General features: G+C 73.7%; 23 protein-coding genes. 8 read left to right on the top strand and 15 right to left on the bottom strand.

The annotated features are described in order from the left end of the window. Positions 1-49: 49 nt before the first annotated feature. From ABD998_RS01085 to coaE, 3 genes are read right to left on the bottom strand one after another with little or no spacing between them, the layout of a single operon-like run. On the bottom strand, positions 50-1,648 hold the full coding sequence (locus ABD998_RS01085; RefSeq protein ID WP_345435058.1) for a 5-oxoprolinase subunit B/C family protein: 1,599 nt from the start codon (positions 1,646-1,648) through the stop codon (positions 50-52). Then, positions 1,645-2,406 (bottom strand): LamB/YcsF family protein, encoded by a 762-nt coding sequence (locus ABD998_RS01080; RefSeq protein ID WP_345435056.1) that lies wholly within the window; start codon positions 2,404-2,406, stop codon positions 1,645-1,647. The genes ABD998_RS01085 and ABD998_RS01080 overlap by 4 nt, the downstream gene beginning before the upstream one ends. Then, entirely contained in the window at positions 2,403-3,002 is a 600-nt protein-coding gene (gene coaE / locus ABD998_RS01075; RefSeq protein ID WP_345435054.1) for a dephospho-CoA kinase, read from the bottom strand. The genes ABD998_RS01080 and coaE overlap by 4 nt, the downstream gene beginning before the upstream one ends. Positions 3,003-3,056: 54 nt before the next feature. On the opposite strand from coaE, the gene ABD998_RS01070 reads away from it, so the two are divergent. The 4 genes from ABD998_RS01070 (at position 3,057) to ABD998_RS01055 (ending at position 6,857) form a co-directional block, all read left to right on the top strand. Continuing rightward, a complete protein-coding gene (locus ABD998_RS01070) occupies positions 3,057-5,042 on the top strand; it encodes an FAD/NAD(P)-binding protein (RefSeq protein ID WP_345435052.1) in 1,986 nt (661 codons plus the stop codon). Further along, on the top strand, positions 5,039-5,734 hold the full coding sequence (locus ABD998_RS01065) for an SDR family oxidoreductase (protein WP_345435050.1): 696 nt from the start codon (positions 5,039-5,041) through the stop codon (positions 5,732-5,734). The genes ABD998_RS01070 and ABD998_RS01065 overlap by 4 nt, the downstream gene beginning before the upstream one ends. Before the next feature lie 9 nt (positions 5,735-5,743). Beyond that, positions 5,744-6,229, top strand: coding sequence for a tetratricopeptide repeat protein (locus ABD998_RS01060; RefSeq protein ID WP_345435048.1), 486 nt, complete (start codon positions 5,744-5,746; stop codon positions 6,227-6,229). A 265-nt stretch (positions 6,230-6,494) separates the two neighbouring features. Next, positions 6,495-6,857, top strand: a complete 363-nt coding sequence (locus ABD998_RS01055; protein WP_345435046.1) for a VOC family protein — start codon at positions 6,495-6,497, stop codon at positions 6,855-6,857. Between the two features lie 37 nt (positions 6,858-6,894). Here the strand turns inward: ABD998_RS01055 and ABD998_RS01050 are convergent, their stop codons facing one another. The 7 genes from ABD998_RS01050 to rpsA form a co-directional block, all read right to left on the bottom strand. Next, a complete protein-coding gene (locus ABD998_RS01050) occupies positions 6,895-7,470 on the bottom strand; it encodes a CoA-binding protein (RefSeq protein WP_345435043.1) in 576 nt (191 codons plus the stop codon). Beyond that, positions 7,467-8,804, bottom strand: coding sequence for an O-acetylhomoserine aminocarboxypropyltransferase/cysteine synthase family protein (locus tag ABD998_RS01045; RefSeq protein ID WP_345435040.1), 1,338 nt, complete (start codon positions 8,802-8,804; stop codon positions 7,467-7,469). Before ABD998_RS01045 ends, ABD998_RS01050 begins: the two co-directional genes overlap by 4 nt. 7 nt (positions 8,805-8,811) lie before the next feature. Beyond that, positions 8,812-10,830, bottom strand: a complete 2,019-nt coding sequence (gene acs, locus ABD998_RS01040) for an acetate--CoA ligase (protein ID WP_345435038.1) — start codon at positions 10,828-10,830, stop codon at positions 8,812-8,814. A 1-nt stretch (position 10,831) separates the two neighbouring features. Continuing rightward, positions 10,832-11,698 (bottom strand): ABC transporter permease, encoded by an 867-nt coding sequence (locus ABD998_RS01035; protein ID WP_345435036.1) that lies wholly within the window; start codon positions 11,696-11,698, stop codon positions 10,832-10,834. Then, entirely contained in the window at positions 11,695-12,681 is a 987-nt protein-coding gene (locus tag ABD998_RS01030; RefSeq protein WP_425562941.1) for an aliphatic sulfonate ABC transporter substrate-binding protein, read from the bottom strand. The genes ABD998_RS01035 and ABD998_RS01030 overlap by 4 nt, the downstream gene beginning before the upstream one ends. Positions 12,682-12,728: 47 nt before the next feature. Next, complete coding sequence (locus tag ABD998_RS01025; RefSeq protein ID WP_345435032.1) at positions 12,729-13,559, bottom strand: ABC transporter ATP-binding protein; 831 nt, start codon at positions 13,557-13,559, stop codon at positions 12,729-12,731. A 213-nt stretch (positions 13,560-13,772) separates the two neighbouring features. Continuing rightward, positions 13,773-15,221, bottom strand: a complete 1,449-nt coding sequence (gene rpsA, locus ABD998_RS01020) for a 30S ribosomal protein S1 (protein WP_345435030.1) — start codon at positions 15,219-15,221, stop codon at positions 13,773-13,775. 256 nt (positions 15,222-15,477) lie between these two features. On the opposite strand from rpsA, the gene rmuC reads away from it, so the two are divergent. After that, on the top strand, positions 15,478-16,827 hold the full coding sequence (gene rmuC / locus ABD998_RS01015) for a DNA recombination protein RmuC (protein WP_345435028.1): 1,350 nt from the start codon (positions 15,478-15,480) through the stop codon (positions 16,825-16,827). A gap of 60 nt (positions 16,828-16,887) precedes the next feature. Here rmuC and ABD998_RS01010 read toward each other — a convergent pair whose 3' ends face one another. Next, on the bottom strand, positions 16,888-17,235 hold the full coding sequence (locus tag ABD998_RS01010; RefSeq protein ID WP_345435025.1) for a TraR/DksA family transcriptional regulator: 348 nt from the start codon (positions 17,233-17,235) through the stop codon (positions 16,888-16,890). Positions 17,236-17,303: 68 nt separating this feature from the next. Between ABD998_RS01010 and ABD998_RS01005 the strand changes: the two genes are divergently transcribed. Then, on the top strand, positions 17,304-18,281 hold the full coding sequence (locus tag ABD998_RS01005; protein ID WP_345435023.1) for an adenosine deaminase: 978 nt from the start codon (positions 17,304-17,306) through the stop codon (positions 18,279-18,281). A gap of 74 nt (positions 18,282-18,355) precedes the next feature. Beyond that, the gene (locus ABD998_RS01000) at positions 18,356-20,155 is read left to right on the top strand and encodes a pyruvate kinase (RefSeq protein WP_345435021.1); all 1,800 of its coding nucleotides are present in this window, start codon (positions 18,356-18,358) and stop codon (positions 20,153-20,155) included. Positions 20,156-20,171: 16 nt separating this feature from the next. Here the strand turns inward: ABD998_RS01000 and ABD998_RS00995 are convergent, their stop codons facing one another. Together ABD998_RS00995 and ABD998_RS00990 are read right to left on the bottom strand one after the other, a co-directional pair. Beyond that, on the bottom strand, positions 20,172-21,488 hold the full coding sequence (locus ABD998_RS00995; RefSeq protein WP_345435019.1) for an LLM class flavin-dependent oxidoreductase: 1,317 nt from the start codon (positions 21,486-21,488) through the stop codon (positions 20,172-20,174). Continuing rightward, entirely contained in the window at positions 21,485-22,804 is a 1,320-nt protein-coding gene (locus ABD998_RS00990) for an O-acetylhomoserine aminocarboxypropyltransferase/cysteine synthase family protein (protein ID WP_345435017.1), read from the bottom strand. The genes ABD998_RS00995 and ABD998_RS00990 overlap by 4 nt, the downstream gene beginning before the upstream one ends. Positions 22,805-22,953: 149 nt before the next feature. Here ABD998_RS00990 and ABD998_RS00985 point away from each other — a divergent pair, with 149 nt between their 5' ends. Next, a complete protein-coding gene (locus ABD998_RS00985) occupies positions 22,954-23,925 on the top strand; it encodes a hypothetical protein (RefSeq protein WP_345435015.1) in 972 nt (323 codons plus the stop codon). Positions 23,926-24,001: 76 nt separating this feature from the next. On the opposite strand, the gene ilvC is transcribed toward ABD998_RS00985, so the two are convergent. Together ilvC and ilvN are read right to left on the bottom strand one after the other, a co-directional pair. Then, positions 24,002-25,027, bottom strand: coding sequence for a ketol-acid reductoisomerase (gene ilvC, locus ABD998_RS00980; RefSeq protein ID WP_345435013.1), 1,026 nt, complete (start codon positions 25,025-25,027; stop codon positions 24,002-24,004). A gap of 33 nt (positions 25,028-25,060) precedes the next feature. Continuing rightward, on the bottom strand, positions 25,061-25,570 hold the full coding sequence (gene ilvN / locus ABD998_RS00975) for an acetolactate synthase small subunit (protein ID WP_345435011.1): 510 nt from the start codon (positions 25,568-25,570) through the stop codon (positions 25,061-25,063). Position 25,571 lies beyond the last annotated feature (1 nt).

Here is a 25,571-nt window from a genome sequence, read left to right as displayed (position 1 = left end):
GTACCGACGCAGGATGAACCTGCGGTGTCCGGCGGGTGGCCGGCCGTGGTCAGACGAGGCGGAAGCGCACGAGCGCGCCGGGAGGCAGCTGGCCGGCCAGGTCGAGGTCGTCGTCGACGACCGCGGCGACGACGGGGTAGCCGCCCGTGACCGGGTGGTCGGCGAGGAAGAGCACGGGCTGCCCGTCGGACGGCACCTGCACGGCGCCGGCCGCGACGCCCTCGCTCGGGAGCTCCGACTCGACCGTGCGCACGAGCGGGTGCGCCCCCTCGAGACGCACGCCCGTCCGGTCCGACCTCGGGGTGACGGTCCAGGCGTCGGCGAGGAGACGCCGCAGCGAACCGCGCGCGAACCGGTCGGCACGCGGGCCGAGGACGACGCGCAGCTCGGCGACCTCGCCCGGCGCCGGCAGCGTACGGGCGGGTGCGGCCCACGGCTCGACGAGGCGTCGCGCGGCGGACGGTCCGCGGAGCGGGAGCACGTCTCCCGCCCGCAGCCCGCGCCCGCCGAGCTCCCGCGGGCCGATCCCGCCGAGCAGGTCCGTCGCGAGGCTGCCGAGCACGGGCGCGAGCGCGAGACCGCCTCGGATCGCGATGTACGCCCGCAGTCCGCGCTCGGCGTGCCCGATGCGCAGCTCGTCGCCGTCCGCCACGGCGAAGGGGCGGCCGGCACCGAGCGGATGCACGTCGTCCCCGCGCACCAGCCGCGCCTCGACCGGGGCGCCGGCGATCGCCGCGGCTCCGGACGCGCGGAAGCGCAGCACGGCGCCGCCGAGGAGCAGCTCGAGCGCCGCCTCGCCCGGGTCGTTGCCGACCGCGACGTTCGCGTCGTGCAGCGCCGTCCGGTCGGCCGCCCCCGACGGCGACACGCCCATCGCCGCCCGTCCCGCCCGACCGGCGTCCTCGACGAGCAGCTGGAGGCCGGGCTCGACCACGACGACGGCGGGCGCGACGCGGCGCTCGCCCGGCATGTCGACCACGCGCGCGGATCCCGGTCGGGGCGTCCTGCCCGGATCCGGCGCGGATGCCGCCAGGACGTCTCGGGCCGGCAGGAACCGCACGGACGCTCCCGGGGCGAGCAGCGCGGCGGGCTCGCGGTCCGGATCCCACAGCGCGGCGTCCGTGCGGCCGATGAGCTGCCACCCGCCGGGACTGTCGCGCGGGTACACGCCCGAGTAGGGCCCGGCGAGCGCGACCGACCCCGCCGGCACGCGGGTGCGGGGCGACGCCCGCCGCGGCACGTCGAAGAGGGGGTCATCGGACACGAGGTAGGCGAATCCCGGTGCGAACCCCGCGAACGCGACGCGCCATTCCGCGGCGGCGTGCCGCGTCGCGAGGGCATCCGGCGAGGCGCCGAGGAGGTCGGCGACGGCCGCGAGGTCCTCCCCGTCGTAGACGACCGTGAGCGCGACGACGGCCGACCCTGCTGCCGCCCCCGGGTCGCGCCCGGGGATGGTCTCCAGCAGCTCGCGGAGCCCTCGCCCCGCCCCTCTCCGGAACCGCACCAGCACGGTGCGTGCACCCGCGACGAGCTCCACGACGCCGGCCGGTGTCTCCGCCGCGAGCGCGGCGTGGAGCCGCCTGGCGCCCTCGGCGTCGTCCTCCTCGACGAGGTACGCGGTGTCGGAGGCGACGAGCACCCGCCTCATGTCGCGCCCGCGAACGACGCGAGCGGGATGCCGGCGGCTTCGAGCCGCGCCCGCACGGCGCGGGCCATCCCGACCGCCCCCGGGCTGTCTCCGTGCACGCAGATCGACTCGGCGCGGACCCGCAGGGAGGTGCCGTCGACGGCGTCGATCCGCCCGTCGGACACGAGCCGCGCCATCCGCTCGGCCACGGCGCCCGTGTCATGGAGCACGGCGTCCGCCCGCGAGCGGGGGACGAGGCCGCCGTCGGGGAGGTAGGCGCGGTCGGCGAACGCCTCGGCGACGGCACGGAGGCCGGCCCGCTCGGCGAGCCGCAGGACGGCGCTGCCGGGCAGCGCGAGCACGGCGAGGCGGTCGTCGACGGCGCGCACGGCGTCGACGAGGGCGGCGGCGCGCTCCTCGTCGCGCGCGACGTCGTGGTAGAGGGCGCCGTGGGGCTTCACGTAGGCGATCCGCCCGCCCGCGGCGCGGGCGAGCGCGGCGAGCGCGCCCACCTGCTCCTCGACCTCGGCACGCAGCGCGGCGGGAGCGCCCTCGACGCGGCGCCGTCCGAATCCCGCGCGGTCGGGATAGCCCGGGTGCGCTCCGATCGTCACCCCGGCCGCGACGGCGGCCGCCAGCGTCGCGCGGATGCCCTCGGTCGTCCCGGCGTGCCGCCCGCACGAGACGTTGGCGCTCGTGACGACGTCGAGCATCGCCGCGTCGTCGGAGACGATGCGCTCCGGCTCGTTCTCGCCCAGATCGCTGTTGAGGTCGATCACGCCCGGGCCAGATCCCTCCACAGCGCGTCGGCCCGCTCGAGCGTCTCGTCGAGCGTGCCGGAGGTGTCCACGACGATGTCGGCGAACGCCAGCCGCTCCTCGTCGGACGCTTGGCGGGCGATGCGGGCGTCGGCCTCCGCCTCCGTGAGGCCGCGCTCGGTCACGAGCCTCCGCGCGCGCTGCTCGGCAGGAGCGTGCGCCACGACGACGACGTCCCACTCCCCCGAACCCCGCGCCTCGGCGAGGAGCGGCACGTCGTAGACGACGACGGCCCCGGGATCGGCGTCGAAGGCGGCGCGGAAGCGGCGTTGCGACTCGTCCTTGACGGCGGGGTGGACGATCGCGTTGAGGCGCGCGAGGCGCTCGGGGTCCCCGAACACGACGCCGCCGAGCGCTGCGCGATCGAGTGCCCCGTCTGCGCGGACCACCCCTTCGCCGAACTCGCGCTCGATCGCCGCGAGCACGGGCGTCCCCGGCTGCTGCAGCTCGCGGACGAGTGCGTCGGCGTCGACGACGACGGCGCCGTGCTCGGCCAGGCGGCGTGCGATGGTGGACTTGCCCGACGCGATCCCGCCGGTGAGGGCAACGAGTGGCATGCCGCCAGTCTAGGCAGGCGCCCGGCACCTCCTCCTCGGGGGAGGATGGACACGATGTCCTCCTCTCCCCGCCCCGCCATCGCGATCGTCGGAGGCGGCCCGCGCGGCGTCTCGCTCGTCGAGCGGATCGGCGCGAACCTCGCGGACGACGCCGTGCTCGACATCGAGATCGTCGACGACACCGAGATCGGGGCCGGCCGCATCTGGCGCACCGGTCAGACGCGCGAGCTGTGCATGAACACGCTCGCCGACGCCGTGACCCTCTTCACCGACGACGCGGCGACGATCGCGGGTCCCGTCCGCGTGGGGCCGACGCTGCACGAGTGGTGCCGGCTCGTGCGGCACGACGCGGGCGACGGAGGCGACGTCTCCGACATCCCCGCGGCGCATGCGGCGGTGTTCCGGCGCATCCCCGTGCGGCCCGGGCTCGCCGCCGACTACGCCGCCGAGCTGCGCGCGCAGCGACCTGAGTCGCACCCGTCGCGGTCGCTCTACGGCGAGTACATCGGATGGTGCTGGAGCCACGCGAAGGCGGCGCTCCCCCCGGGCGTGCGCGTCCGCGAGCGACTGGGGCGCGCCGTCGCGGCATCCGAGCGCGACGGTCGGCAGGTGCTCTCGCTCGCCGACGGGTCCGCGCTGCGCTCCGATGCCGTCATCGCGGCCACCGGGTGGCTCGAGCGCGGCGCGACGCCCGGCGAGCGGGCCGTGCGCGCCGCCGTCGACGCCGACCCCGACCTCGTGTGGGTGCGGCCGGAGTCGCCCGTCGACCAGCGGCTCGACGCCGTGCCCGACGGGGCGCACGCGATCGTGCGAGGTCTCGGGATGGGGTTCTTCGACGCCATGGCCCTGCTCACGCTGGGCAGGGGCGGACGGTTCGCCGAGACCCCGGACGGCCTCCGCTACGAGCCGTCGGGGCGCGAGCCGGTGCTGCACGTCACCTCCCACCGCGGCGTGCCGTTCCGCGCGAAGACGCAGTACGGCTCCCTCCCTCCGCGCGCGGCCCTCTCGCATCTGCGCGGCGTCGACTGGACGGCCGTGCCGCGTCCGATCGACTTCGACGCGCTCGTGTGGCCGCTCATCCTGCGCGACGCCTTCGCGGACTACCACCGCACGCTCGCGCGCGTGCGCCCCGGCGCCGTCGACCTCGAGGCCGCGCTCGCGGCGATCGCCGCGGCCGACCTCGACGCGCCGCGCGTGGGCGTCTCCGGGGCGGCGACGCGCGAGCGCGTCGCCGTGCTCGCCGACGCGGTCGCCCCCGCCGTGCCCGATCCGCGCGACCGGCTCGACCTCGTCGCCGCGATGTTCCCCGGGGACGGCCTCGCCTGGGCGTCGCCCTCCGGGTTCGACGCGTGGGTGGCCGCGTTCGTCTCCGACGACCTCGCGGCGTCGGCACTCGGTGCGGACAGCCCGCTGAAGGCGGCCCTGTGGGCGATCGCCTCGGCGCGCGGACCGGTCGGGCGCATCGGGGCGTTCGGCGGGTTCGACGCCGAGTCGCGCGCGTCCGGCTTCCGCGAGCTGGGATCCGTCGGAGGGATGGCCGGCTCCGGCCCGCCCGCGTTCCGCAACGCGCAGCTCCTCGCGCTCCAGCGCGCGGGCCTCGTGCGCTTCATCGGGCCGGCGGCGTCCGTCGCGGCCGCCCCCGGCGGCTTCCACGCCGTCTCGGCGGCCGTCCGCGGCTCGGAGGTGCGGGCGCGCGTCCTCGTCGACGCCTGGATGCACGTGCACGACGTCGACGCGACCGCCGACCCGCTCATCCGCTCCCTCGCGGACGCGGGACGCGTGCGCGCGTTCGAGGCGCCGACGCGGACGGGCGGCGGCCTCGCCACGGGCGGCGTCGACATCGATCCCGAGACGGGCCGGCTCGTCCACCCGGACGGCTCCCTCGACCGCGCGTTCCACATGGCCGGCATCCCCGTCGACCAGACGATGCACGACGCCATCATCAGCCCCATGCCGCGCACGGATCCCACGATGCTGCGCGAGACCGACCGCGTCGCCCGCTCGGCGATCGACGCCGCCCTCACGAGGAGAACGCCATGACCGCACCGCTGCCCGTCGCCGTCGTCACCGGGGCATCCGGAGGGATGGGATCGGAGATCGTGCGCGATCTCGTCCGCACCCACCGCGTCTACGCGCTCGGCCGTCGGGCCGACGTGCTCACCGCGCTCGCGGAGGAGACGGGCGCAGCCCCCCGCCGTGTCGACGTCACGGACCGCGACGCGCTCACGGCGTTCGCGGACGAGCTCGACCGCGTCGACGTGCTCGTCCACGTCGCCGCCGTGGGCGGCGCCGTCTCCGTGGAGGACGCGACGGAGGCCGATTGGCTCGCGTCCCTCACGACCAACGTCGTGGGGCCCGCGCTCCTCACCCGCGCCCTCCTCCCGCTCCTGCGCCCCGCCGAGGCGACGGTGGTGTTCATCGGCTCGGGAGCCGGAACGCGCCCCGTTCCGGGGAGCGCCGTGTACACCGCGTCCAAGCACGCGCTGCGCGCCGTGGCCGACGTCCTCCGCATCGACGAGGAGAAGCACCGCGTCCGCGTCGTGACCATCGCCCCGGGCCAGACCGACACGGCGATGCTGCGCGCCGGCATCCCCGACGCGGCGTACACGGCCGAGCGGTACATCCGGCCGACGTCGGTCGCCGAGGCCGTCCGGTACGTCGTCGACCTGCCCGCCGACGCGCAGGTCACCGACATCGCCCTGCGGCCGCGGCAGGAGATCGCCCGCCTCTAGGCTGGCGGGATGGACGCAGAGGACTGGGAGCGGCGCGTCGCCGCCGTCTGGGACGACCCCGACGAGACGACGCTCGTCGAGCGGATGTCCGATGTCGCCGCCGACGCGCCCCACCCCGCGGTCGCGGCGTTCGAGCGCGCAGGCGCGTTCGACAGCACAGGTCGCGAGCGGGAGGCGCTCGCGGAGTACGAGGCGGCCGTGCGCGCCGGCATCGCCGAGGTCGATCCGGAGCGCGCGGCGCAGCTCGCCGTGCAGCTGGCCTCGACGCTGCGCAATCTGGGCCGTGTGGACGAGGCGATCGCCCTGCTCGAGCGCACGCCGGCGCATCCGGCCGTCGGAGCGGCGCGCGAGGTGTTCCTCGCGCTCGCGCTGCACAGCGCGGGCCGCCACGCCGACGCGGTCCGCACGCTCGTCGAGCCGATCCTCCCGACGCTGCCGCGCTACCGCATCTCGGCGGCGGCCTACGCGGCCGGGCTCGCGGACGGAGACGGATGAGCGCCCCGGCCGGTGGGGGTGCCCGGCCGGGGCGCTCTCTCTCCCACGGATTCCTCTCCCGAGAATCCGCTCACGGGCCCCTCTCCCAAAGGGCCCGAGTCGGTGGGCCGCCGTCTCCAGCGGCGATGACACGACGGTAGCCCCCGAGTCTCCGTGCGCGCCGTCCCCCGACTATGCGTCCGCTGTGGGCGACGCCCTTGCCGGCGTCGTGGGCCGGGGATACGGTGGCGGCGTCACGTCGACCATCCGCCGGAAGGGGTGCGCCATGCCGCACGGAGACATCACCCACATCGACATCCCCGTCGCCGATCTCGAGAAGGCCGCGGCGTTCTACCGCGGCCTGTTCGGCTGGGAGATCTCCGCACCGCCCGGGTTCGAGGACTACCCCATGTGGCAGGCCCCGAACCGCATCTCCGGCGGCGGGCTGGCGCCGCGTGCGGAGGGTTTCACCCAGCCGAGGTCGTACGTCGAGGTCGACTCCATCGACGACGTGCTCGCGAAGGCCGAGGCGGCGGGCGCGACCGTCGTGATGGCGAAGTCGCCCATCACGGAGACGAGCTGGTGGGCGGTCCTCCGCGACCCCGACGGCAACGACATCGGCCTGTTCGAGGGCATCGTCGGGATGTGACGCCGGGGGCGCGACGGCGGGGCGGCGATGACCCGCGTCAGCGGCTGAGCAGCTGGCGCTTCGCGCTGATCACGCCGGTGTCGAAGCCCGCGAAGTGCAGGCCGCCGTGGAAGCGGGCGTGCTCGATCTTCACGCACCGGTCCATGACGACCGACAGACCGGCCCGCTCGGCGATCTCGGCCGCTCCCTCGTGCCACGACCCGAGCTGCAGCCACAGGGTCTTCGCGCCGATGTCGACGGCCTCCTGGGCGACGCCCGGCAGGTCGTCGTGGCGCCGGAACACGTCGACGATGTCGGGGACGACGGGAAGGTCGGCGAGCGAGGCGTACACGGGTCGTCCCAGGATCTCGTCCGCCCGCGGGTTCACGAAGTAGACGTCGTAGGGCGAGCTCGACAGCAGGTACGTCGCCACGAAGTAGCTGGCGCGGGCGGGGTTGCCCGATGCGCCCACGATCGCGATCGAGCGCGCCCGCCGCAGGATGCCGTAGCGCTCCTGCTGGCCGGGTCCCGTCCACGTGCGGCCGTCCGCCGGGGCGTCGGACGACGCCTGCGGACCCGCCGACGGCAGGGCGCAGGCGTCGGCGGGAGGCGTGAAGGAGCACGATTCGGTCATCGGGTCTCCCCCGTCGCGGCGGTGAGGGCCTGGTCGAGGTCCCACAGGATGTCCTCGGCGTCCTCGAGGCCCACCGAGATGCGGATGAGGTCGGCGGGGACGCCCGCCGCCGCGAGCTGAGCGGGCGTGAGCTGCTGGTGCGTCGTCGAGGCGGGGTGGATGACGAGGGTGCGGGCGTCGCCGATGTTCGCGAGGTGCGAGGCGAGCTGCAGCGCGTCGATGACCCGCTCGCCCGTCGCACGGGCCGCGGCCATCCGCGCGCCGTCGTCGGCGAACTCGCCCGATGGGCGGACGCCGAAGGCGAACACGGAGCCGGGGCCTAGCGGCAGGTAGTGCGCGGCGCGCTCGTGGTGCGGATGGCCGGGGAGCCCCGCCCAGGTGACGAACGAGACGCGGGGATCGGACTCGAGCCATTCCGCCACGACGCGCGCGTTCGCGAGGTGCGCGTCGATACGCTGCGGGAGCGTCTCGACGCCCTGCAGCAGATTGAACGCGGCCTGCGGGCTGAGCGCGGGGCCGATGTCGCGCAGCTGCTCCGAGCGGAGCTTCGTGAGGAAGCCGTACTCGCCGAAGTTGTCCCACCAGCGGATGCCCCCGTACGACGGGACGGGCTCTGTCATCTGCGGGAACCGGCCGTTGCCCCAGTCGAACGCGCCCTTCTCGACGACGATGCCGCCGAGGGTCGTCCCGTGGCCGCCGAGGAACTTCGTGACGGAGTGGATGACGATGTCGGCGCCGTGCTCGAGAGGGCGCGCGAGGTACGGTGTGGCGAGCGTCGCATCGACGACGAGCGGCACGCCTGCGGCGTGCGCGACCTCGGCGAGCCCCTCGATGTCGGCGATCTCGCCGGACGGGTTGCCGATCATCTCGACGTAGACGACCTTCGTCTCCGGGCGGATGGCCGCGGCGTAGTCGGCGGGGTCGGTGGACGGCACGAACGTCGTCTCGACGCCGAACCGCCGCAGTGTCACGTCGAGCTGCGTCACGGTGCCGCCGTAGAGCTGCGCGGACGCGACGACGTGGTCGCCCGCGCCCACGAGCGCGGCGAACGTGATGAACTCCGCGCTCATCCCCGATGCCGTCGCGACGGCCCCGATCCCGCCCTCGAGCGAAGCCAGCCGCTCCTCGAGAGCGGCGACCGTGGGGTTGCCGATGCGCGAGTAGATGTTCCCGTACTTCTGCAGCGCGAACAGGTTCGCGGCGTCTGCGGCGTCGTCGAAGACGAACGACGACGTCTGGTAGATCGGCACGGCGCGAGCGCCCGTCGCGGCATCGGGCGTCCCGCCCGCGTGCAGCGCGCGCGTGCGGAATCCGAAGCGGTGTTCTTCCGTCATGGGGTCCTCATCGGGTGGCGGGCGCGGCGGCGAGCACCTGCGCGATGTCGTCGACCGCCCACGGGTTCTGGAGGGAGGTGGTGTCGCCGAGGGGCTGCGGCTCGCGGCCGGCGCGGCGATCCTGTTCAGCCTCCCACAGCTGGGCCAGGAGGCGGCGCAGGATCTTGCCGGACCGGGTCTTGGGGAGCTCCGGCACGACGTGCACGTGCCGCGGCTTCGCGACGGGGCCGATCTCCGCGGCGACCTGCGCGCGCAGGTCGTCCACGGAGACGTCGGAGGCCCCCGACGGCACCACGAACGCCGCGACGGCCTGGCCGGTGAGGGGGTCGGACACCCCGGTCGACCCCGCCTCGCCGACCGAGGGGTGCGCGACGAGCGCAGATTCGATCTCGATCGTCGAGAGGCGGTGGCCGGAGACGTTCACGACGTCGTCCAGACGCCCGAGGATCCACACGTAGCCGTCGGCGTCGCGCGTCGCGCCGTCGCCCGCGACGTAGTACCCGCCGTGGGCGCCCCTGCCCGCATACGCCGACCAGTACGCGTCGCGGTAGCGCCTCGGATCGCCCCAGACCGTGCGGGCCATCCCCGGCCACGGGCGCCGGACGACGAGGGTGCCCGAGCGCCCCGGAGGAACCTCCTCGCCCTCGGCGTCGACGACGGCGGCGTCGATGCCGGGCAGCGCCACGGTCGCCGAGCCGGGCTTGAGCGGCGTCGCCCCCGGGAGCGGCGCGATCATCGCGGCGCCCGTCTCCGACTGCCACCAGGTGTCGACGACGGGCGTCTCGTCGCGGCCGTAGTTGCGGCGGAACCAGACCCACGCCTCGGGGTTGATCGCCTCGCCGACGGTGCCGAGCAGACGGATGGTCGAGAGGTCGTGCCCCGCGGGCACGTCGTCGCCGAACCAGGTCATGAACGTGCGGATGAGCGTGGGCGCCGTGTAGTACACCGTCACGCCGTAGCGCTCGATGATCTCCAGGTGGCGCTCGCGGTGCGGAGTGCCGGGTGTGCCCTCGTAGATCACCTGGGTCAGCCCGTTCGAGAGCGGGCCGTAGATCTCGTACGTGTGCGCCGTCACCCAGGCCAGGTCGGCCGTGCACCAGTGCACGTCGTCGGGCTTGGCGTCGAAGTGGGCCCAGTGCGCCCAGCTCGCATGCGTCAGATACCCGCCCGACGTGTGCACGAGCCCCTTGGGCTTGCCCGTCGTGCCGGAGGTGTAGATGATGAAGAGGGGGTGCTCGGCATCGAACGCCTGTGCCTCATGCGCCTCGGGCGCCGTGTCGACGACGTCGTGCCACCACACATCGCGCCCCTCCGTCCAGGGCACACCCTGTCCCGTCCGCCGCAGGACGAGCACGTGCTCGAGGGCGGGGAGGCCGTCGGCTGCCCGGTCGGCGGCCGACTTCACCTCGACGGCCGCGCCGCGGCGGAACTGGCCGTCGCTCGTGACGAGGAGCTTCGCGCCGGTGTCCTCGAGCCGGAAGCGGACGGCCTCGGCCGAGAACCCGCCGAAGACGAGCGAGTGCACGGCGCCGATGCGTGCGCAGGCGAGCGCGATGACGACGGTCTCGACGAGGACGGGCAGGTACACCACGACCCGGTCGCCCGGCCCGATGCCGAGCGCCGTGAGCGCGTGCGCGGCCTGCGCGACTCGGCGCTGCAGATCGGCGTAGGTGACGGTCGTGCGGTCGCCCGGCTCGCCTTCGAAGTGCAGCGCGACCTTGCCGCCGCGCCCCTCGTCGACATGGCGGTCGACGCAGTTGTAGGCGACGTTCAGCCGGCCGCCCTCGAACCAGCGCGCGGCGGGCACGGAGAGCTCGCCGTCCGCTCCCCTCACGGGGGGCTCCCACGAGTGCGCGGTGTGCCACGGCTCCGCCCACACGAGACGCCGCGCTGCGGCCTCCCAGAAGGCGACCGGGTCGGCCTCCGCCTCCGTGTAGAGCTCGGCTGTCGCGTTCGCCTGCGCCGCGAAGCCGTCGGAGACGGGGAAGATGCGGTGCTCGACGAGACGGGCCTCGGTGTCGGTCATGTCAGGTCCACTTCTGCAGGAGGCGACGCTCGACGAGGCCGAGCACGGCGTTCGTCACGGTGCCGAGGACGGCGAGGAGCACGATGGCGAGCAGGATGCGGTCGACGCGCCCGGTCTGCTGGGAGTCGTTGAGCAGGAAGCCGAGGCCCATGGACGACGCGATGAGCTCGGCCGCCACGAGGAACAGCCACGACTGGGCGAGTGCGAGGCGCAGGCCCGACGCGACCGACGGGACGACGGCGGGCAGCTGCACGGTGCGGAAGAGCGACCATCCGCGCAGGCTGAACGAGCGGCCCGCCTCGACGAGCTGCGGGTCGACATGGCGAAGCGCCGCGGCGACCGTCGTGAAGACGGGGAAGAAGGCGCCGATGGCGATGAGGGTGATCTTCGACTCCTCGCCGATCTTCATCCAGAGGATGAGAAGGGGCACCCAGGCGAGCGACGGCACGGCGCGCAGGGCCGAGAGCAGCGGGCTCAGCAGCACGTCGCCCGCCCGCGACAGCCCGACGATCGCCGCGGCGGCGAGCCCGACCGCCGACCCGATCGCGAACCCGATGAGCACGCGCTGCACGGAGATCGCGATGTGCGTCCACAGCTGACCCGATGCCGCGAGCTCGCCCGCCGCGGTCAGGACGGAGCCGGGCGTCGGCAGCTGGTACGCCGGCACGGCACCCGTCGTCGTGACGAGCTGCCAGACGGCGAGCAGCGCGACGGGGAGCGCGAATCCGCCGGCGACGCGCACGAGCGGGCGATCCCATAAGGCGCGGCCGGCGCCATCCGAGCCCCGGCGCGCGTTCGTTGCGGCGTCGACCGCGTCCCGCGTCTCGGCGGGGACGACGACGCGCTCGTCCGGGAGGCCGGCGCTCATTCGCCGCCCGCCGCCTGCTCCGCGAAGTCGGCGTGGACGATGCTCTCGAGGGCGGCGTCCACGGCCTCCTGGCCGCCGGAGACGTCCCCCGACTCCGCGAGGACGGGCGCGATGCGCTCGAGCACGGCGATCTGGTCGGCACCGGGGACCCCGCTGACGTCGAGGTTCGACCGCTCCTCGATGACCGTCGTCGCGACGGCGAGGTCGATCCCCGCGACGTCGGCGAGCAGCTGGGCGGTCTCCTCGGGGTGGGCGAGCGCCCACGCGCGGGCCTCCTCGTAGGCGTCCACGACGACCTGGGCGAGGTCGGCGTGGTTCGCGATGAAGTCCTCCGTGGCGTTGAGGAAGCCGTAGGTGTTGAAGTCGACGTTGCGGTAGACGAGCTCGTCGCCCGATTCCACCTCCGCCGACGCCATGATGGGGTCGAGACCCGCCCAGGCGTCGACCGAGCCGTTGTCGAGCGCCGCGCGCCCGTCGGCGTGCTGGAGGTTCTGCACCTCGACGTCGTCGACGGAGAGCCCGGCCTCCTCGAGCGCCTGCAGGAGGAAGAAGTAGGGGTCGGTGCCCTTCGTGGCGGCGATCGACGCGCCGGCGAGGTCGTCGACCGACGCGATGTCGCTGTCGGGGCCGACGACGATGGCCGACCATTCCGGCTGGGAGTAGATGTCGATCACCTGGATGGGCGACCCGTTGGCGCGCGCGAGGAGCGCAGCGGAGCCCGCGGTCGACCCCACGTCGATCGATCCGGAGCGGAGCAGCTCGTTGGCCTTGTTCGACCCTGCGGACTGCACCCACTCGACGTCGACGTCTTCGCCCAGCGCCTCCTCGATGAGGCCCTGGTCGCGCACGACGAGGCTCAGCGGGTTGTACGTGGCGAAGTCGAGCGAGAGCGCCGTGTCCGACCACTCCCCGCTCGAGGCCGCTGCGTCCTCGGCCGGTGCGGCGTTCTCGCCGGCGACGCAGCCCGTCGCGAGGAGGGCCATGGCGCCCGTGAGGGCGAGCGCGGGAACGGTGCGGCGGATGGCGGCGGTCAACGGGACTCCTGGGGTGCATGGTGGTGGATGTCGACGCCGAGCCCGTCCAGGAGCTCGGCGCGGAGGTCGGCGATGGCGCGGTCCGCGCGGTCACGCGGGCGCGCACCGGGGACGTCGATGACGCGGGCGATCGACGTCGCCGCGTCGGCGTCGTCGGCGAGCGAGCGCAGGAGGAGGACCCGGTCGGCGAGGTAGAGCGCCTCCTCGACGTCGTGCGTGACGAGCAGCACGGTCGTCGGCTGGGCGGCGTGGATGTCGAGAAGGAGGTCCTGCATCCGCAGGCGGGTGAGCGCATCGAGCGCGCCGAACGGCTCGTCGAGGAGCAGGACGCCCGGGTCGCGGGCGAGGGCGCGCGCGAGCGACGCGCGCTGGGCCATCCCTCCGGACACCTCTCGCGGACGCTGGCCGGCGGCGTGGGCGAGGCCGACGAGGCGCAGCAGCTCGTCGACGCGCGCCCGACCCGTGCGTCGGTCGCCGCCGCGCGGAAGGCCGATCTCGACGTTCTGCGCGAGGGTCCGCCACGGCAGCAGCCGCGGCTCCTGGAACGCGACGGCGGTGCGCTCGTCCGTGTCGCGGATGCGCGTGCCGTCGAGGGCGATGGCACCGTCCGTCGGGGCGTCGAGGCCGCCGAGGAGACGGAGGAGGGTCGACTTGCCGCATCCCGACGGACCGACGATGGCGACGATCTCCCCCGCCGCGACCGCCAGGTCGACGCCGCGCAGGACGACGCGGTCCCCGCCCGGCACGGGGAAGGCGCGCCCGACGCCGTCGAATCGGATGGCGCCGGCCGCGCGGGCGGCACGGGGCGCGACGGACGGGGCGGGCATGTCGTCCATGCTCGCGGACGGAGTCGTCCGGATCGAATCATCCGTAACGGACCGTCATCCGGCGCCGCCGCTGCGCAGTTTGTGCTTAACAGGAAGGTTGCCCGCGCATGCTGCGCGACGCGGACCCTCCGGGTACGACGAAGGGCCGGCTCCGAGGAGCCGGCCCTTCGCCGTCGTCTCAGCGGATCAGGTCCGCCGGGACGTCAGCGCGTCTCAACGACCGGAGAGCTTCTCGCGCAGCGCGGCGAGAGCCTCGTCGTCCGCGAGCGTGCCGGCACCGGCCGACTCGGTCGAGAACGTCTGGGCGCCGAAGTCGTCGCCCTGCTCCGCCTCGGCCTCGAGGGCCTTGGCGACCTGCGACTTGTGCGACTCCCAGCGAGCCTGGGCGGCGGCGTACTCCTGCTCCCACTTCTCGCGGGCGTCGTCGAAGCCCTCGAGCCACTGGCCCGACTCGGCGTCGAAGCCCTCGGGGTACTTGTACTCGCCGTTCTCGTCGTACTCGGTCGCCATGCCGTACAGCGCCGGGTCGAACTCGGTGCCGTTGGGGTCGACGAGGTCGTTCGCCTGCTTGAGCGAGAGCGAGATGCGGCGACGGTCGAGGTCGATGTCGATGACGCGGACGAAGACCTCCTCGCCGACCGACACGACCTGCTCGGCGAGCTCGACGTGCTTGTTCGAGAGCTCCGAGATGTGCACGAGGCCCTCGATGCCGTCCGCGACGCGCACGAACGCGCCGAACGGGACGAGCTTGGTGACCTTGCCGGGCGTGATCTGGCCGATCGCGTGCGTGCGCGCGAAGACCTGCCACGGGTCCTCCTGGGTCGCCTTCAGCGACAGCGAGACGCGCTCGCGGTCGAGGTCGACCTCGAGGATCTCGACGGTGACCTCCTGGCCGACCTCGACGACCTCGGAGGCGTGCTCGATGTGCTTCCACGACAGCTCGGAGACGTGCACGAGGCCGTCCACGCCGCCGAGGTCGACGAACGCGCCGAAGTTGACGATCGAGGACACGACGCCCTTGCGGACCTGGCCCTTGTGCAGGTTGTTGAGGAACTGCGTGCGCGTGGCCGACTGCGTCTCCTCGAGGAGGGCGCGGCGCGACAGCACGACGTTGTTGCGGTTCTTGTCGAGCTCGAGGATCTTCGCCTCGATCTCCTGGCCGAGGTACGGCGTCAGGTCGCGCACGCGGCGGAGCTCGATGAGCGACGCGGGGAGGAAGCCGCGCAGGCCGATGTCGACGATGAGACCGCCCTTGACGACCTCGATGACAGTGCCGGTGACGACGCCGTCGTTCTCCTTGATCTTCTCCACGTCGCCCCACGCGCGCTCGTACTGCGCACGCTTCTTCGACAGGATCAGACGGCCTTCCTTGTCCTCCTTCTGGAGGACGAGGGCCTCGACGTGGTCGCCGACCGTGACGACCTCGTTGGGGTCGACGTCGTGCTTGATGGAGAGCTCGCGCGAGGGGATGACGCCCTCGGTCTTGTATCCGACATCGAGGAGGACCTCGTCGCGGTCGATCTTGACGATCGTGCCGTCGATGATGTCGCCGTCGTTGAAGAACTTCAGCGTCTTCTCGACCGCGGCCAGGAAGTCCTCAGCAGAGCCGATGTCGTTGATCGCGACCTGCTTGGTGGCCGGGGCGGTCGTTGCGTTAGTCATGTAGTGGGTTGTCCTTGTTGGGGATGGTCGGGCCCCTGGCTCGGATGCCGCTTCGCCGGACGGGCCGACGGGCGCCACCGCGGATGAACCGGGGCAGTTGATGGGATTGCCGTGCTGTCACGCGGTGGGGATCCCGACGGGCACGCCGAGCCCGCGCACGCGCGTGACAGTCCATGCTAGCAGAGGATCGCCGCGGCGCGAGGGGACCGGTCGCACCGCCGCGGGCATGTCCGACCCCTGCGCCACAATCGGGCTCATGGACACCGCCCTCCCCCTCCTCCTCGTCGCCCTCGTCATCGCCGCGCTCGCCGGCGCCGTCGGCTTCCTCCTCGGACGGCAGCGCGGGGCGGCCTCCGCCGCCTCCGATCTGGAGGAGAGGATCGCGCAGGAGCGCCACCGCGGCGAGCAGGCCGTCCTGGCGGCGAGGCGCGAGGCGCAGGAGCGGCTGGCCGAGCTGCGCGACGACCGCCGGCGGCTCGCCGACGAGTTCGACGCCCTCAGCCGCCGGGCGCTCCAGGCCAACGCCGAGACGTTCCTCACGCAGGCCGAGGAACGGCTGAGGCGCAGCCAGGGCGAGGGCGCCGCGGAGCTCCGTCGTCGGCAGGAGGCGGTGGAGAGGCTGGTCGAGCCGATCCGGCAGTCGCTCGACACGGTCCACACGTCGGTCGCGACGGCAGAGCGGGCGCGCGCCGATGCGGCCGTCGCGCTCGCCGAGCAGCTGAAGGTCATGCGGCAGGCATCCGACTCGCTCGGCGCGGAGACCCGCCGGCTCGTGAACGCGCTGCGGGCGCCGCAGGTGCGCGGGCGGTGGGGCGAGCTCCAGCTGCGGCGGGTCGTGGAGGCCGCCGGCATGCTCAACCACGTCGACTTCGCCGAGCAGGAGCACCACGCCGGCGACGACGGCGCGCTTCGCCCCGACCTCGTCGTGCACCTCGCCGGGGACAAGACGGTCGTCGTCGACGCCAAGGTCGCCTTCTCCGGATACCTCGAGGCGATGGAGGCGGCCGACGACGCCGTGCGCACGGAGCGGCTGCAGGCGCATGCCCGGCATCTCCGCCGGCACATCGACGACCTCGGCGGGAAGCAGTACTGGGACGCCGTCCCCGGCTCGCCCGAGTTCGTCGTGATGTTCGTGCCAGCCGAGCCGTTCCTCGCGGCGGCGCTCGATCAGGACGCCTCCCTGTACGAGCACGCGTTCGCTCGCAACGTCGTCATCGCCACGCCCGCGACGCTCGTCGCGCTGCTGCGCACGGTCGGGCACGCATGGCGGCAGGACCAGCTCGCTCGGGAGGCGCAGCAGATCTTCGCGGTCGGGAAGGAGCTGCACAAGCGCCTGGGCACTCTCGGCGGGCATCTCGCCGCGCTCGGCAAGCGGCTCAATGCGACCGTCGAGGCGTACAACCGCGTCGCGGGCTCGCTCGACAGGAACGTCGTGACGCAGGCGCGGCGCTTCAGCGCCCTGCAGGGCCTCGACGACGTCCTCACCGAGACCGAGCCCGTCGAGGCTCTTGCGATCGCGCCGCAGAAGCCCGATCTCTACGACGAGCCGGCCGGCTCGTCGGCGCTGCCAGACGAGATAGAGCGCATCCGCGCCGAACGCACCTGAGAGCGCCACGCGCCGCGACCGATCCCGACCGGTGCGGGATGGCCGTCGGCGGGCGAGCGGTCAGCGGCGGTGCGCGGCGCACGCGACGCAGCGCACCGCCGTCGGCACCGCGTCCATCCGCTCCTCGGGGATCGTCCTGCCGCAGCGCTCGCAGCGCCCGTACGTGCCGGCGGCGACGCGCAGGACCGCCGCCTCCAGCAGCGTCCGATCGCGCAGCGCCGCGGCCCGCAGGCCCGTGAGCCGCGACCATTCGTCGGAGAGGGTCGCCCCCTCCGGGTCGTGCTCGTCGTCGCCGTCGGCCGTTCCCCTCGCGTCCGCGAGCTCGGCGAGCTCCCGGTCGCGCGCGATGATCCGTGCGTCGATCTCCGTGGCGAGTCGGAGCAGACGCGGCGGCAGCTCCTGGGTCACGACGGCTCCCTCCGACTCCCCCAGCCTGCCACGCGCGTCGCACCCTGAGGCCTCGGTAGGCTCGCGGGATGCCCTCCCCGCTTCCGTTCTGCGAACTCCACCTCCACATCGAGGGCACCCTCGAGCCCGCGACGATCTTCGAGCTCGCGGCGCGCCACGGCGCGACGCTCCGCGACGCGACCCCCGACGAGCTCGCCGCGCGGTACGACTTCGCGAACCTGCAGGGTTTCCTCGACCTGTACTACGAGAACATGGGCGTGCTGCGCACCGAGGACGACTTCGCGCACCTCGCCGAGGCGTACTTCCTCCGCGCCCATCGCGCGGGCGTCGCGCACGTCGAGCTCTTCGTCGACCCGCAGGCGCACACGGCGCGGGGCGTGCCAGCGGCGACCGTGCTGCGCGGCCTCGACCGCGCGGCGCGCGCCGCAGAGGAGCGGCTCGGGATCACGTCCGGGATCATCGCGTGCGTCCTGCGCGACGAGCCCGTCGCGTCCGCCCAGCGGATGCTCGACGAGGTGCTCGACGCCGGCGTCCCGCTGCTCGGCATCGGACTCGACTCCGCCGAGGTCGGCCATCCCCCGCGGCTCTTCCGCGACGTGTTCGCGCGCGCGGCCGACGCGGGTCTGCGGCGCGTCGCGCATGCCGGCGAGGAGGGGCCGGCCGACTACATCCGCGAGGCGCTCGACGAGCTCGGAGCCGAGCGCATCGACCACGGCGTGCGCGCGCTCGACGACGCCGCCCTCGTGGAGCGTCTCGCACGCGAGCGCATCCCGCTCACGCTCTGCCCGCTGTCGAACGTGCGCCTGCGCGTCGTCGACGATGTCGCGCGGCTCCCGTTCCGCACGCTGCTCGAGGCCGGCCTCGTCGTCACCGTCAACTCCGACGACCCCGCCTACTTCGGCGGATACCTGGACGACAACGTGGCCGCCCTGCGCAACGCGTTCGCGCTCACCGACGACGAGGTCCGGCTCCTCGCCCGCAACTCGGTCGAGGCGTCGTTCGCCTCGGACGCCCGCCGCGACGAGCTGCTCCGGCAGCTGACCTGAGGGCCCTCCTACCGCGTCCGCGCCCTCGTGTAAAGCCTTCGAGGCCGTTCTCGCGACCTGCATAGCGTGGGGCGATGCCCCCGCTGCGAGACGAGCTCCTGCACATCCGAGACGAGGTCGCCGCCCTCCGGTCCGACGCCCTCGAGGCGGAGAGGCGCGCGGCCACGGAGATCGCCGCGGTCCATCCGAGCCACCGGCCGGGTGCGCGCAACCTCGTGCACTACCTCGCCCTGCGCGCATACGATCTGAGACCGCTGCAGGCGCGCCTGAGCGACGTCGGCCTGTCGTCGCTCGGCCGCATGGAGGCGGACGTGCTCCGCAACCTCGACGCCGTGACCGCGCTCATCGACGCCGCCCTCGGCGACGCCGGGGCCGGGGACGCCGGGGCCGGGGACGCGGCCGACGAGGAGGACGACCGCGGGGCGCTCCGCACCCACGCCGACGATCTGCTCGGCCGCGTGACGCACGCGCGCACGACCCGCATCATGGTCACGCTGCCCTCCGAGGCCGCCGACGACGGCGACCTCGTCGCCGAGTTCGCCGCCTCGGGCATGGACCTCGCTCGCATCAACTGCGCGCACGACGACGAGCCGGCCTGGCGTCGGATGGCCGACCACGTCCGCGCCGCCGACGACCGCATCCGCATCGCGATGGACCTGGGCGGCCCCAAGCTCCGCACCGGCACCCTCCCCGAGGGCCCGCACGTCCGCAAGGCCAAGCCCGTGCGCGACGCCGCCGGGCGCGTCGAGGTCCCCGCGCGCATCCGCTTCGCCCCCGCCGATGTCGCGGCCGACGAGCCGGATGCCGTCACGGTGCCCGTGCGCGATGCCGGCTGGCTCGGGCGGCGGGCGGTGGGCGACGTCATCCGGTTCCGCGACGCGCGGGGGCGCGCGCGCCGCGTGACGGTCGTCGAGACCGGGCGCGCGGGCGTCGTCGCCGAGGGCGACCGGACCTCCTACCTCGAGGAGGGAGCGGACCTCCGCTGCGACGACGACGCGACGACCGTCGCCGCGCTCCCACCCGTGCCGGGCGCGCTGCGCGTGCACGTCGAAGACACCATCGTGCTCGCCGCCGACGGCGCCCCGGCGCGCAGCGCCGACGGCGTGCACCGCATCGCCTGCTCGCTTCCGGAGGCGGTCGCCGCCGCGCGCGTCGGCGACCGCGTGTCGTTCGACGACGGCCGCATCGACGGGGTCGTGCGCGACGCGCGCGACGGCGAGCTCGAGATCGAGGTGACGGCGGCCAGGGAGGGGGGCGCGAAGCTGCGCGCGGAGAAGGGCGTGAACCTGCCGGACACGGCCATCCCCGTCGGTGCCGTCGCCGATGACGATCTCGCGGCGCTCGATGTCGTCGTCGACATCGCCGACATCGTGCAGCTCTCCTTCGCGCGCTCCGCCGACGACGTCGACCTGCTCCTCGCCGCGCTCGACGCGCGCGGCGCGCAGGACATCGGGGTCGTCGTGAAGCTCGAGACCGTCGACGGATTCCTCGCCCTCCCCGAGATCCTCCTCGCCCTCATGACGCGGCGGCGGGCCGGCGTCATGATCGCGCGCGGCGACCTCGCCGTGGAGGCCGGGTTCGAGCGCCTCGCCGAGGTGCAGGAGGAGATGCTGTGGCTCTGCGAGGCGGCGCACCTCCCCGTCGTCTGGGCGACGCAGGTGCTCGAGGACCTCGCCAAGCGCGGAGTGCCGACGCGGGCGGAGATCACCGACGCCGCGTCCGCGAACCGCGCGGAGTGCGTCATGCTCAACAAAGGCCCGCGCATCACCGACGCCATCCGCACGCTCGACGGCATCCTCGGCCGTATGGCGGGCCACCTCGACAAGAAGAGACCGCTGCTGCGCCGCCTGCGCTCGTGGAGCGCCGAGCGCTGACTCCCGGCGCTGCGCCTCAGAACGCGAACAGGTTGCGGCGCAGCGGCCCCGGCTCCAGCCCATCGCGGAGGATCCCGCGCCTGCGGAGGATCGGGACGAGCTCGTCGAGCGTGCGGTGCACCGTCACGGGATGCACGTCGCCCCAGAGCAGGACGCCGTCGTTCCCCCATTCGCCGAGCTCCTCGATCCGGTCGGCGAACTCGTCCGCCGTCCCCACGAATCCCGAACCGTCCGACAGCCGGCCGAGCCGCGCGTGCGCGCCGAGGATGGTCCGCAGCGGCGTCGTGGCGATGTCATGGCCGCCGATGAGGCGGCGGATGCTCCCCTGCGAGACGTGATCGCCGAAGACGCCGGGGTCGAGCGGAGCATCCGGATCGAGCGCCGTGAGGTCCGTCTCGAGATCGCTCGACTGACGTTGCGCGATGCGGAGGATCTCCTCCTCCCCCGGATGCGCCGAGGCGGCCACGATGCGCTCGGCCTCCTCGCGCGACGGCACGATGACCGCGGGGATGGCGAAGAGGATCTTGATGTCCTCGGCGGCGCGGCCCGCTGCCCGCGCCGCGTCGTGGATGCGCGCCCGGTAGGACCGGATGCTCTCCTCGTCGAGCGATGACAGGGCCAGCTGGATGTCCGAGTTCGCGCCGGCGAAGCCGAGGCCGCGCCCTGATCCGCCCGGAGACGCGATGACCGGTTCGCCGTCGGTGAAGGGGATGGCGTTCAGGGGTCCGTCGAACGCGAAGTACTCCCCCCGATGGCGGGTCGCCGCGAGCAGCGTCCCGTCGGCGTACCGCCCGCTCGCGGGATCGGCGACGAGCGCGCCGTCCGGCCAGCTCCGCCACAGGTCGCGCACGCCCGAGAGCCATTCCTCCGCGCGGTCGTACGCCGCGTCGTGACCGAGCTGCGGGGCGTCGCCGAAGTGCCGCGCGCTGCCCGTGTCGGTGACGACGTTGAGCCCCAGCCGATGCCCGCTCAGGTGCTGCAGCGTCGCGAACTGCCGTGCGGCCGTGTAGGGCAGGAGCGCCGCGGGGTTCACGGTCGGCAGCACGCCGAGCGCCTCCGTCGCGGAGAAGAGATAGGGGGCGAGCAGGAGGGGATCGTGCTTGGGCCCGCCGAACGCATGGCGCACCCGCAGGTCGATCGTCTCGGGGCTGCCGAGCGAGGGCGCATCCTCGATGATGAGGACGTCGAAGCCGGCCTGCTCGAGCGTCCTCGCCGACTCCTGATAGAGCCGGGGCTCGGTCCATCGGTAGTTCCACTCGAGAGAGGGAAGCCCCCACCCGTGCGGGCCGAATCCTCGCCCGAGGAACCAGCCGAAGTGCTGCAGGCGGGTCACGCCGCGCTCCTCTCCAGGACGGCCGCCCGCGCCGCGATGGCGACGAGTGCCTGCTCGAGGTCGGCGACGAGATCGGAGGCGTCCTCGATCCCCACGGAGAGGCGCAGGGTCCCGGGGTGGACCCCGTGGCTGCGGCGCTCCTCGTCCGTGCGGCCCGCGTGACTCGTCGTCGCGGGGTGGAGGACGAGCGTCCGGACGTCGCCGAGGTGCGTCATGTGGGTGATGATACGGAGCGACTCGACGAAGACGCGAGCGGCGTCGATGCCGCCGCGCAGGGTGAAGGTGAAGACCGATCCCGATCCGCCGCGGAGGTAGCGGGCGCCGAGCGCGTGGTCGGGGTGCGAGGCGAGCCCGACGTAGTCGACCGACTCCACCTCGGGACGCCCCTCCAGCCACCGCGCGATCGCGAGCGCGTTCGCCGACTGGCGCTCGACGCGCAGGCTGAGCGTCTCCGCGCCCTGGCCGATGAGGAAGGCGTTGAGCGGCGACGGCGTGGGGCCCAGGCGCGGCGCGACCGTCTCGCGCAGATAGGCCATCCGCGCCCGGCCCCCGTGCCGCTGCCACGGGGAGGCGCCGCCCGTGCGGGTGGACTCGGTCAGCTGCGGGAAGCGGCCTCCCGCCCGGTCGGCGTCGAACCGGCCGCTGTCGACGACGACGCCGCCGAGTGCCGCGCCCTGGCCGGCGAGGAACTTGCTCGCGGAGTGGATGACGACATCCGCCCCGTGCTCGAGCGGACGCACGAGATACGGCGTCGCGAAGGTGTTGTCGATGACGAGCGGGATGCCGTGCTCGGCGGCGACGGCAGCCACGGCAGCGATGTCGAGGACGTCGTTGCGCGCGTTGGCGATGGACTCGGCGAACAGCACGCGCGTGTGCGGCCCGATGAGCGCGCGCCACGCATCGGGATCGTGGATGTCCTCGACGAAGTCGGCCGTCACCCCGGCGCGCGACAGGTTGTCGAGGAGGAGCCCCCGCGTCCCCTCGTAGATGTGCGTCGAGCTCACGACGTGCTCGCCCGCGGACACGAGCCCGAGGAGCGCCACCGCGAGCGCCGCCTGCCCGCTCGCCAGCAGCAGCGCCTCCGCGCCTCCCTCGAGGGAGGCGAGCTTGCGTTCGACGGCGTCGACGGTCGGGTTGCCCGTGCGCGTGTAGCCGAAGCCGTCTCCGCTGCCGAAGTGCGCGGCCGCGTCGTCGAAGGCGTCGAAGGTGAATCCGGCCGTGAGGTGGATGGGCACCGTCCGCGGGGTCGCCTGGGCGGCCGCCGACCCGATGTGCACCTGCCGCGTCGCGAAGCCCGCGTCGATCGATTCCGACATCCGCATACGTCCCTTCCCGGAGTCCGTCCGTACAGGGAAGCACGGATGATGCGACGGTCCCGGCGAATGCGACGCCGGATGACGGCGGGTGCGGGAGGATGGCTCTGCCGGCTCGCGACAGGATCGGGCGGCGGCGGGAGGAGACGGCCATGTCCGACGTCAGCACGGGCGGCGCTCCGCCCGCGTACGCGCCGGTGCGCGCGCCGCGGCCTCCGCGCCCCGGCCGTGCGCTCGCCGTGACCGCGCTCGCGCTCGCGATCGGCGGGGTGGTCGCGGCGTTCACCCCGCTCGCGATCGTGGGAGCGGTGCTCCTGCTCGCCCCCGCGCTCGTGCTCGCCGTCGTCGCGCTCGCCCGCCGTGGGCGCGGCGCGGGAACGAGCGTCGCCGCGCTCGTGCTCGCCGTCGTCGGCGGGGCCGTCACGGCCGCGGCGGTGGTGGGCTACTTCTCCACGGCGCAGCCGACGGTGTACGGATCGCCGTACACGATCGACGAGCCGGCGGCGCCGACTGGCGCATCCGACGAGGACGTCGACCCGCGCGCGGCGCTCGAGCCCCTCGCGCTCGCGGTGGGCGAGACCGCATCGGGTCGGGTGGGGCAGTCGTCGACCTGGTGGTTCGTCGCGATCGTCGACGCGGCCGACCGGGGTGCGGCCGCGGGCGTCGCGGCGGTGGATGTCGATGCGATCTCCCTCGACGGCGAGGTTCTCCAGACGTTCTCGACGTACCGCGCCTTCCTCCCCGGGAGGACCGCCGTCGCGGGGTACTTCTCCGACCTCGCCGGGGCGGAGGTGGCCGAGATCTCGGTGTCGGAGCCTCTCGTCGACCCGCGCTACGACGAGCCCGTCGACGCCTGCGGCGGCGTCGAGGTGTCGGAGGCCGCGGTGTCGTCCGAGCCCGGTCTCCCGACGACGGTCGCCGGCGAGCTCTCCGTGGAACGGGACGGGGGGTGCCTCTCCCCCGGTGTCGTGGTCGTCGCGCGCGACGCGGAGGGCGCGATCCTCGAAGCGGCGACCGGCTGGGCGGCGCGGACCCCCGCCGACGGCGACGCGGCGACGTTCGAGGCGTCGTTCCTCCAGGTGCTCCCTGCCGACGCGGTGTTCGAGACCTACCCGCTGCCCTGATCGGCCAGCGCCCACGGGGAAGAAGATCGGCCGCCGCCCTTCGTGGGGGCGGCGGCCGGGTCTCGGGCGTCGGGGATCAGCGCGCGGCGGAGCCCTCGACGTAGTCGGCGTCCTGCTGCTTCCAGGCGAACAGCGAGCGGAGCTCCTTGCCGGTCACCTCGATGGGGTGCTGCTGCTCCTTCTCGCGCAGGCCGAGGAACTCGGGGGCTCCTGCGTCCTGGTCGTCGATGAAGCGCTTCGCGAAGGCCCCGGACTGGATGTCGGCGAGGACCGCCTTCATGTTCTCCTTGACCTGGGCGTCGACGACGCGCGGGCCGGAGACGTAGTCGCCGAACTCGGCCGTGTCGGAGATCGACCAGCGCTGCTTGGCGATGCCGCCCTCCCACATGAGGTCGACGATGAGCTTGAGCTCGTGGAGCACCTCGAAGTAGGCGATCTGGGGCTGGTAGCCCGCCTCGGTGAGCACCTCGAAGCCCGCCTGCACGAGGTGGCTCATCCCGCCGCACAGCACGGCCTGCTCGCCGAACAGGTCGGTCTCGGTCTCCTCGGTGAACGTCGTCTTGATGACGCCGGCGCGCGTTCCGCCGATCGCCTTCGCGTACGAGAGGGCGACGTCCCATGCCTGGCCGGACGCGTCGCGCTCGACGGCGATGATGTCGGGGATGCCGCGCCCCGCGACGAACTCGCGGCGCACCGTGTGGCCGGGGGCTTTCGGCGCGATGAGGATGACGTCGACGCCCTCGGGGGCGTCGATGTAGCCGAAGCGGATGTTGAAGCCGTGCGCGAAGGCGAGCGTCTTGCCGGCGGCCAGGTTCGGCGCGATCGAGTCCGCGTAGATCGAGCGCTGGTGCTGGTCGGGCGCGAGGATCATGATGAGGTCGGCCCAGGCGGTCGCGTCGGCGACGTTCTTGACCTCGAAGCCCTCCTCCTGGGCCTTCTGGGTCGACTTCGACCCCTCCTTCAGCGCGATGACGACCTCGACACCCGAGTCGCGGAGGTTCTGCGCGTGGGCGTGGCCCTGCGAGCCGTAGCCGACGATCGCGACCTTCTTGTTCTGGATGATCGACAGATCGGCGTCTGCGTCGTAGAGGATCTCGGTCACTTTGTGTCTCTCTCTTTCGGATTCGGTTCTGGGTCAGCCGCGCAGGACGCGCTCGGTGATGGACTTGCCGCCGCGGCCGAGGGCGAGCAGGCCCGACTGGGCGAGCTCCTTGATCCCGAACGGCTCGATGGCCTTGAGGAACGCGTCGACCTTGCCCTGGTCGCCCGTGACCTCGATCACGAGCGCGTCGGGCGCGTAGTCGACGACGTTCGCGCGGAACAGGTTGACGATCTCGAGCACGTTGGAGCGCGACGCGTTGTCGGCGCGCACCTTGACGAGCATGTGCTCGCGCTGCACGGAGGCCGCGGGCTCGAGCTCGACGATCTTCACGACGTTGATGAGCTTGTTGAGCTGCTTCGTGACCTGCTCGAGCGGGAGGTCCTCGACGTCCACGACCACCGTGATGCGGGACAGCCCGGGGATCTCGGTGACGCCGACGGCGAGCGAGTGGATGTTGAAGCCGCGTCGGGCGAACAGACCCGCCACGCGCGTGAGCAGGCCGGGGCGGTCCTCCACGAGGAGGCTCAGCACGTGAGACGACATG

Origin of the sequence: Microbacterium gilvum (assembly GCF_039543865.1) — a bacterium.
Taxonomy (GTDB): Bacteria; Actinomycetota; Actinomycetes; order Actinomycetales; family Microbacteriaceae; genus Microbacterium; species Microbacterium gilvum.
Note: the sequence above shows the minus strand (reverse complement) of the source record. Positions and strands in the feature narration are given on the sequence as shown.

What these genes read in the sequence shown, in the direction of transcription:
- ABD998_RS01005 (WP_345435023.1), top strand. Translation starts at nt 17,304, where the DNA reads ATGCCCTCCCCGCTTCCGTTCTGCGAACTCCACCTCCACATCGAGGGC.
- rpsA (WP_345435030.1), bottom strand. Translation starts at nt 15,221, where the DNA reads ATGACTAACGCAACGACCGCCCCGGCCACCAAGCAGGTCGCGATCAAC.
- ABD998_RS01065 (WP_345435050.1), top strand. Translation starts at nt 5,039, where the DNA reads ATGACCGCACCGCTGCCCGTCGCCGTCGTCACCGGGGCATCCGGAGGG.
- ABD998_RS01055 (WP_345435046.1), top strand. Translation starts at nt 6,495, where the DNA reads ATGCCGCACGGAGACATCACCCACATCGACATCCCCGTCGCCGATCTC.
- ABD998_RS01070 (WP_345435052.1), top strand. Translation starts at nt 3,057, where the DNA reads ATGTCCTCCTCTCCCCGCCCCGCCATCGCGATCGTCGGAGGCGGCCCG.
- ABD998_RS01030 (WP_425562941.1), bottom strand. Translation starts at nt 12,681, where the DNA reads ATGGCCCTCCTCGCGACGGGCTGCGTCGCCGGCGAGAACGCCGCACCG.
- ABD998_RS01025 (WP_345435032.1), bottom strand. Translation starts at nt 13,559, where the DNA reads ATGCCCGCCCCGTCCGTCGCGCCCCGTGCCGCCCGCGCGGCCGGCGCC.
- rmuC (WP_345435028.1), top strand. Translation starts at nt 15,478, where the DNA reads ATGGACACCGCCCTCCCCCTCCTCCTCGTCGCCCTCGTCATCGCCGCG.
- ABD998_RS01035 (WP_345435036.1), bottom strand. Translation starts at nt 11,698, where the DNA reads ATGAGCGCCGGCCTCCCGGACGAGCGCGTCGTCGTCCCCGCCGAGACG.
- ABD998_RS00990 (WP_345435017.1), bottom strand. Translation starts at nt 22,804, where the DNA reads ATGTCGGAATCGATCGACGCGGGCTTCGCGACGCGGCAGGTGCACATC.
- ABD998_RS01060 (WP_345435048.1), top strand. Translation starts at nt 5,744, where the DNA reads ATGGACGCAGAGGACTGGGAGCGGCGCGTCGCCGCCGTCTGGGACGAC.
- acs (WP_345435038.1), bottom strand. Translation starts at nt 10,830, where the DNA reads ATGACCGACACCGAGGCCCGTCTCGTCGAGCACCGCATCTTCCCCGTC.
- ABD998_RS01085 (WP_345435058.1), bottom strand. Translation starts at nt 1,648, where the DNA reads ATGAGGCGGGTGCTCGTCGCCTCCGACACCGCGTACCTCGTCGAGGAG.
- ABD998_RS01000 (WP_345435021.1), top strand. Translation starts at nt 18,356, where the DNA reads ATGCCCCCGCTGCGAGACGAGCTCCTGCACATCCGAGACGAGGTCGCC.
- ABD998_RS00985 (WP_345435015.1), top strand. Translation starts at nt 22,954, where the DNA reads ATGTCCGACGTCAGCACGGGCGGCGCTCCGCCCGCGTACGCGCCGGTG.
- ABD998_RS01045 (WP_345435040.1), bottom strand. Translation starts at nt 8,804, where the DNA reads ATGACGGAAGAACACCGCTTCGGATTCCGCACGCGCGCGCTGCACGCG.
- coaE (WP_345435054.1), bottom strand. Translation starts at nt 3,002, where the DNA reads ATGCCACTCGTTGCCCTCACCGGCGGGATCGCGTCGGGCAAGTCCACC.
- ABD998_RS01050 (WP_345435043.1), bottom strand. Translation starts at nt 7,470, where the DNA reads ATGACCGAATCGTGCTCCTTCACGCCTCCCGCCGACGCCTGCGCCCTG.
- ilvN (WP_345435011.1), bottom strand. Translation starts at nt 25,570, where the DNA reads ATGTCGTCTCACGTGCTGAGCCTCCTCGTGGAGGACCGCCCCGGCCTG.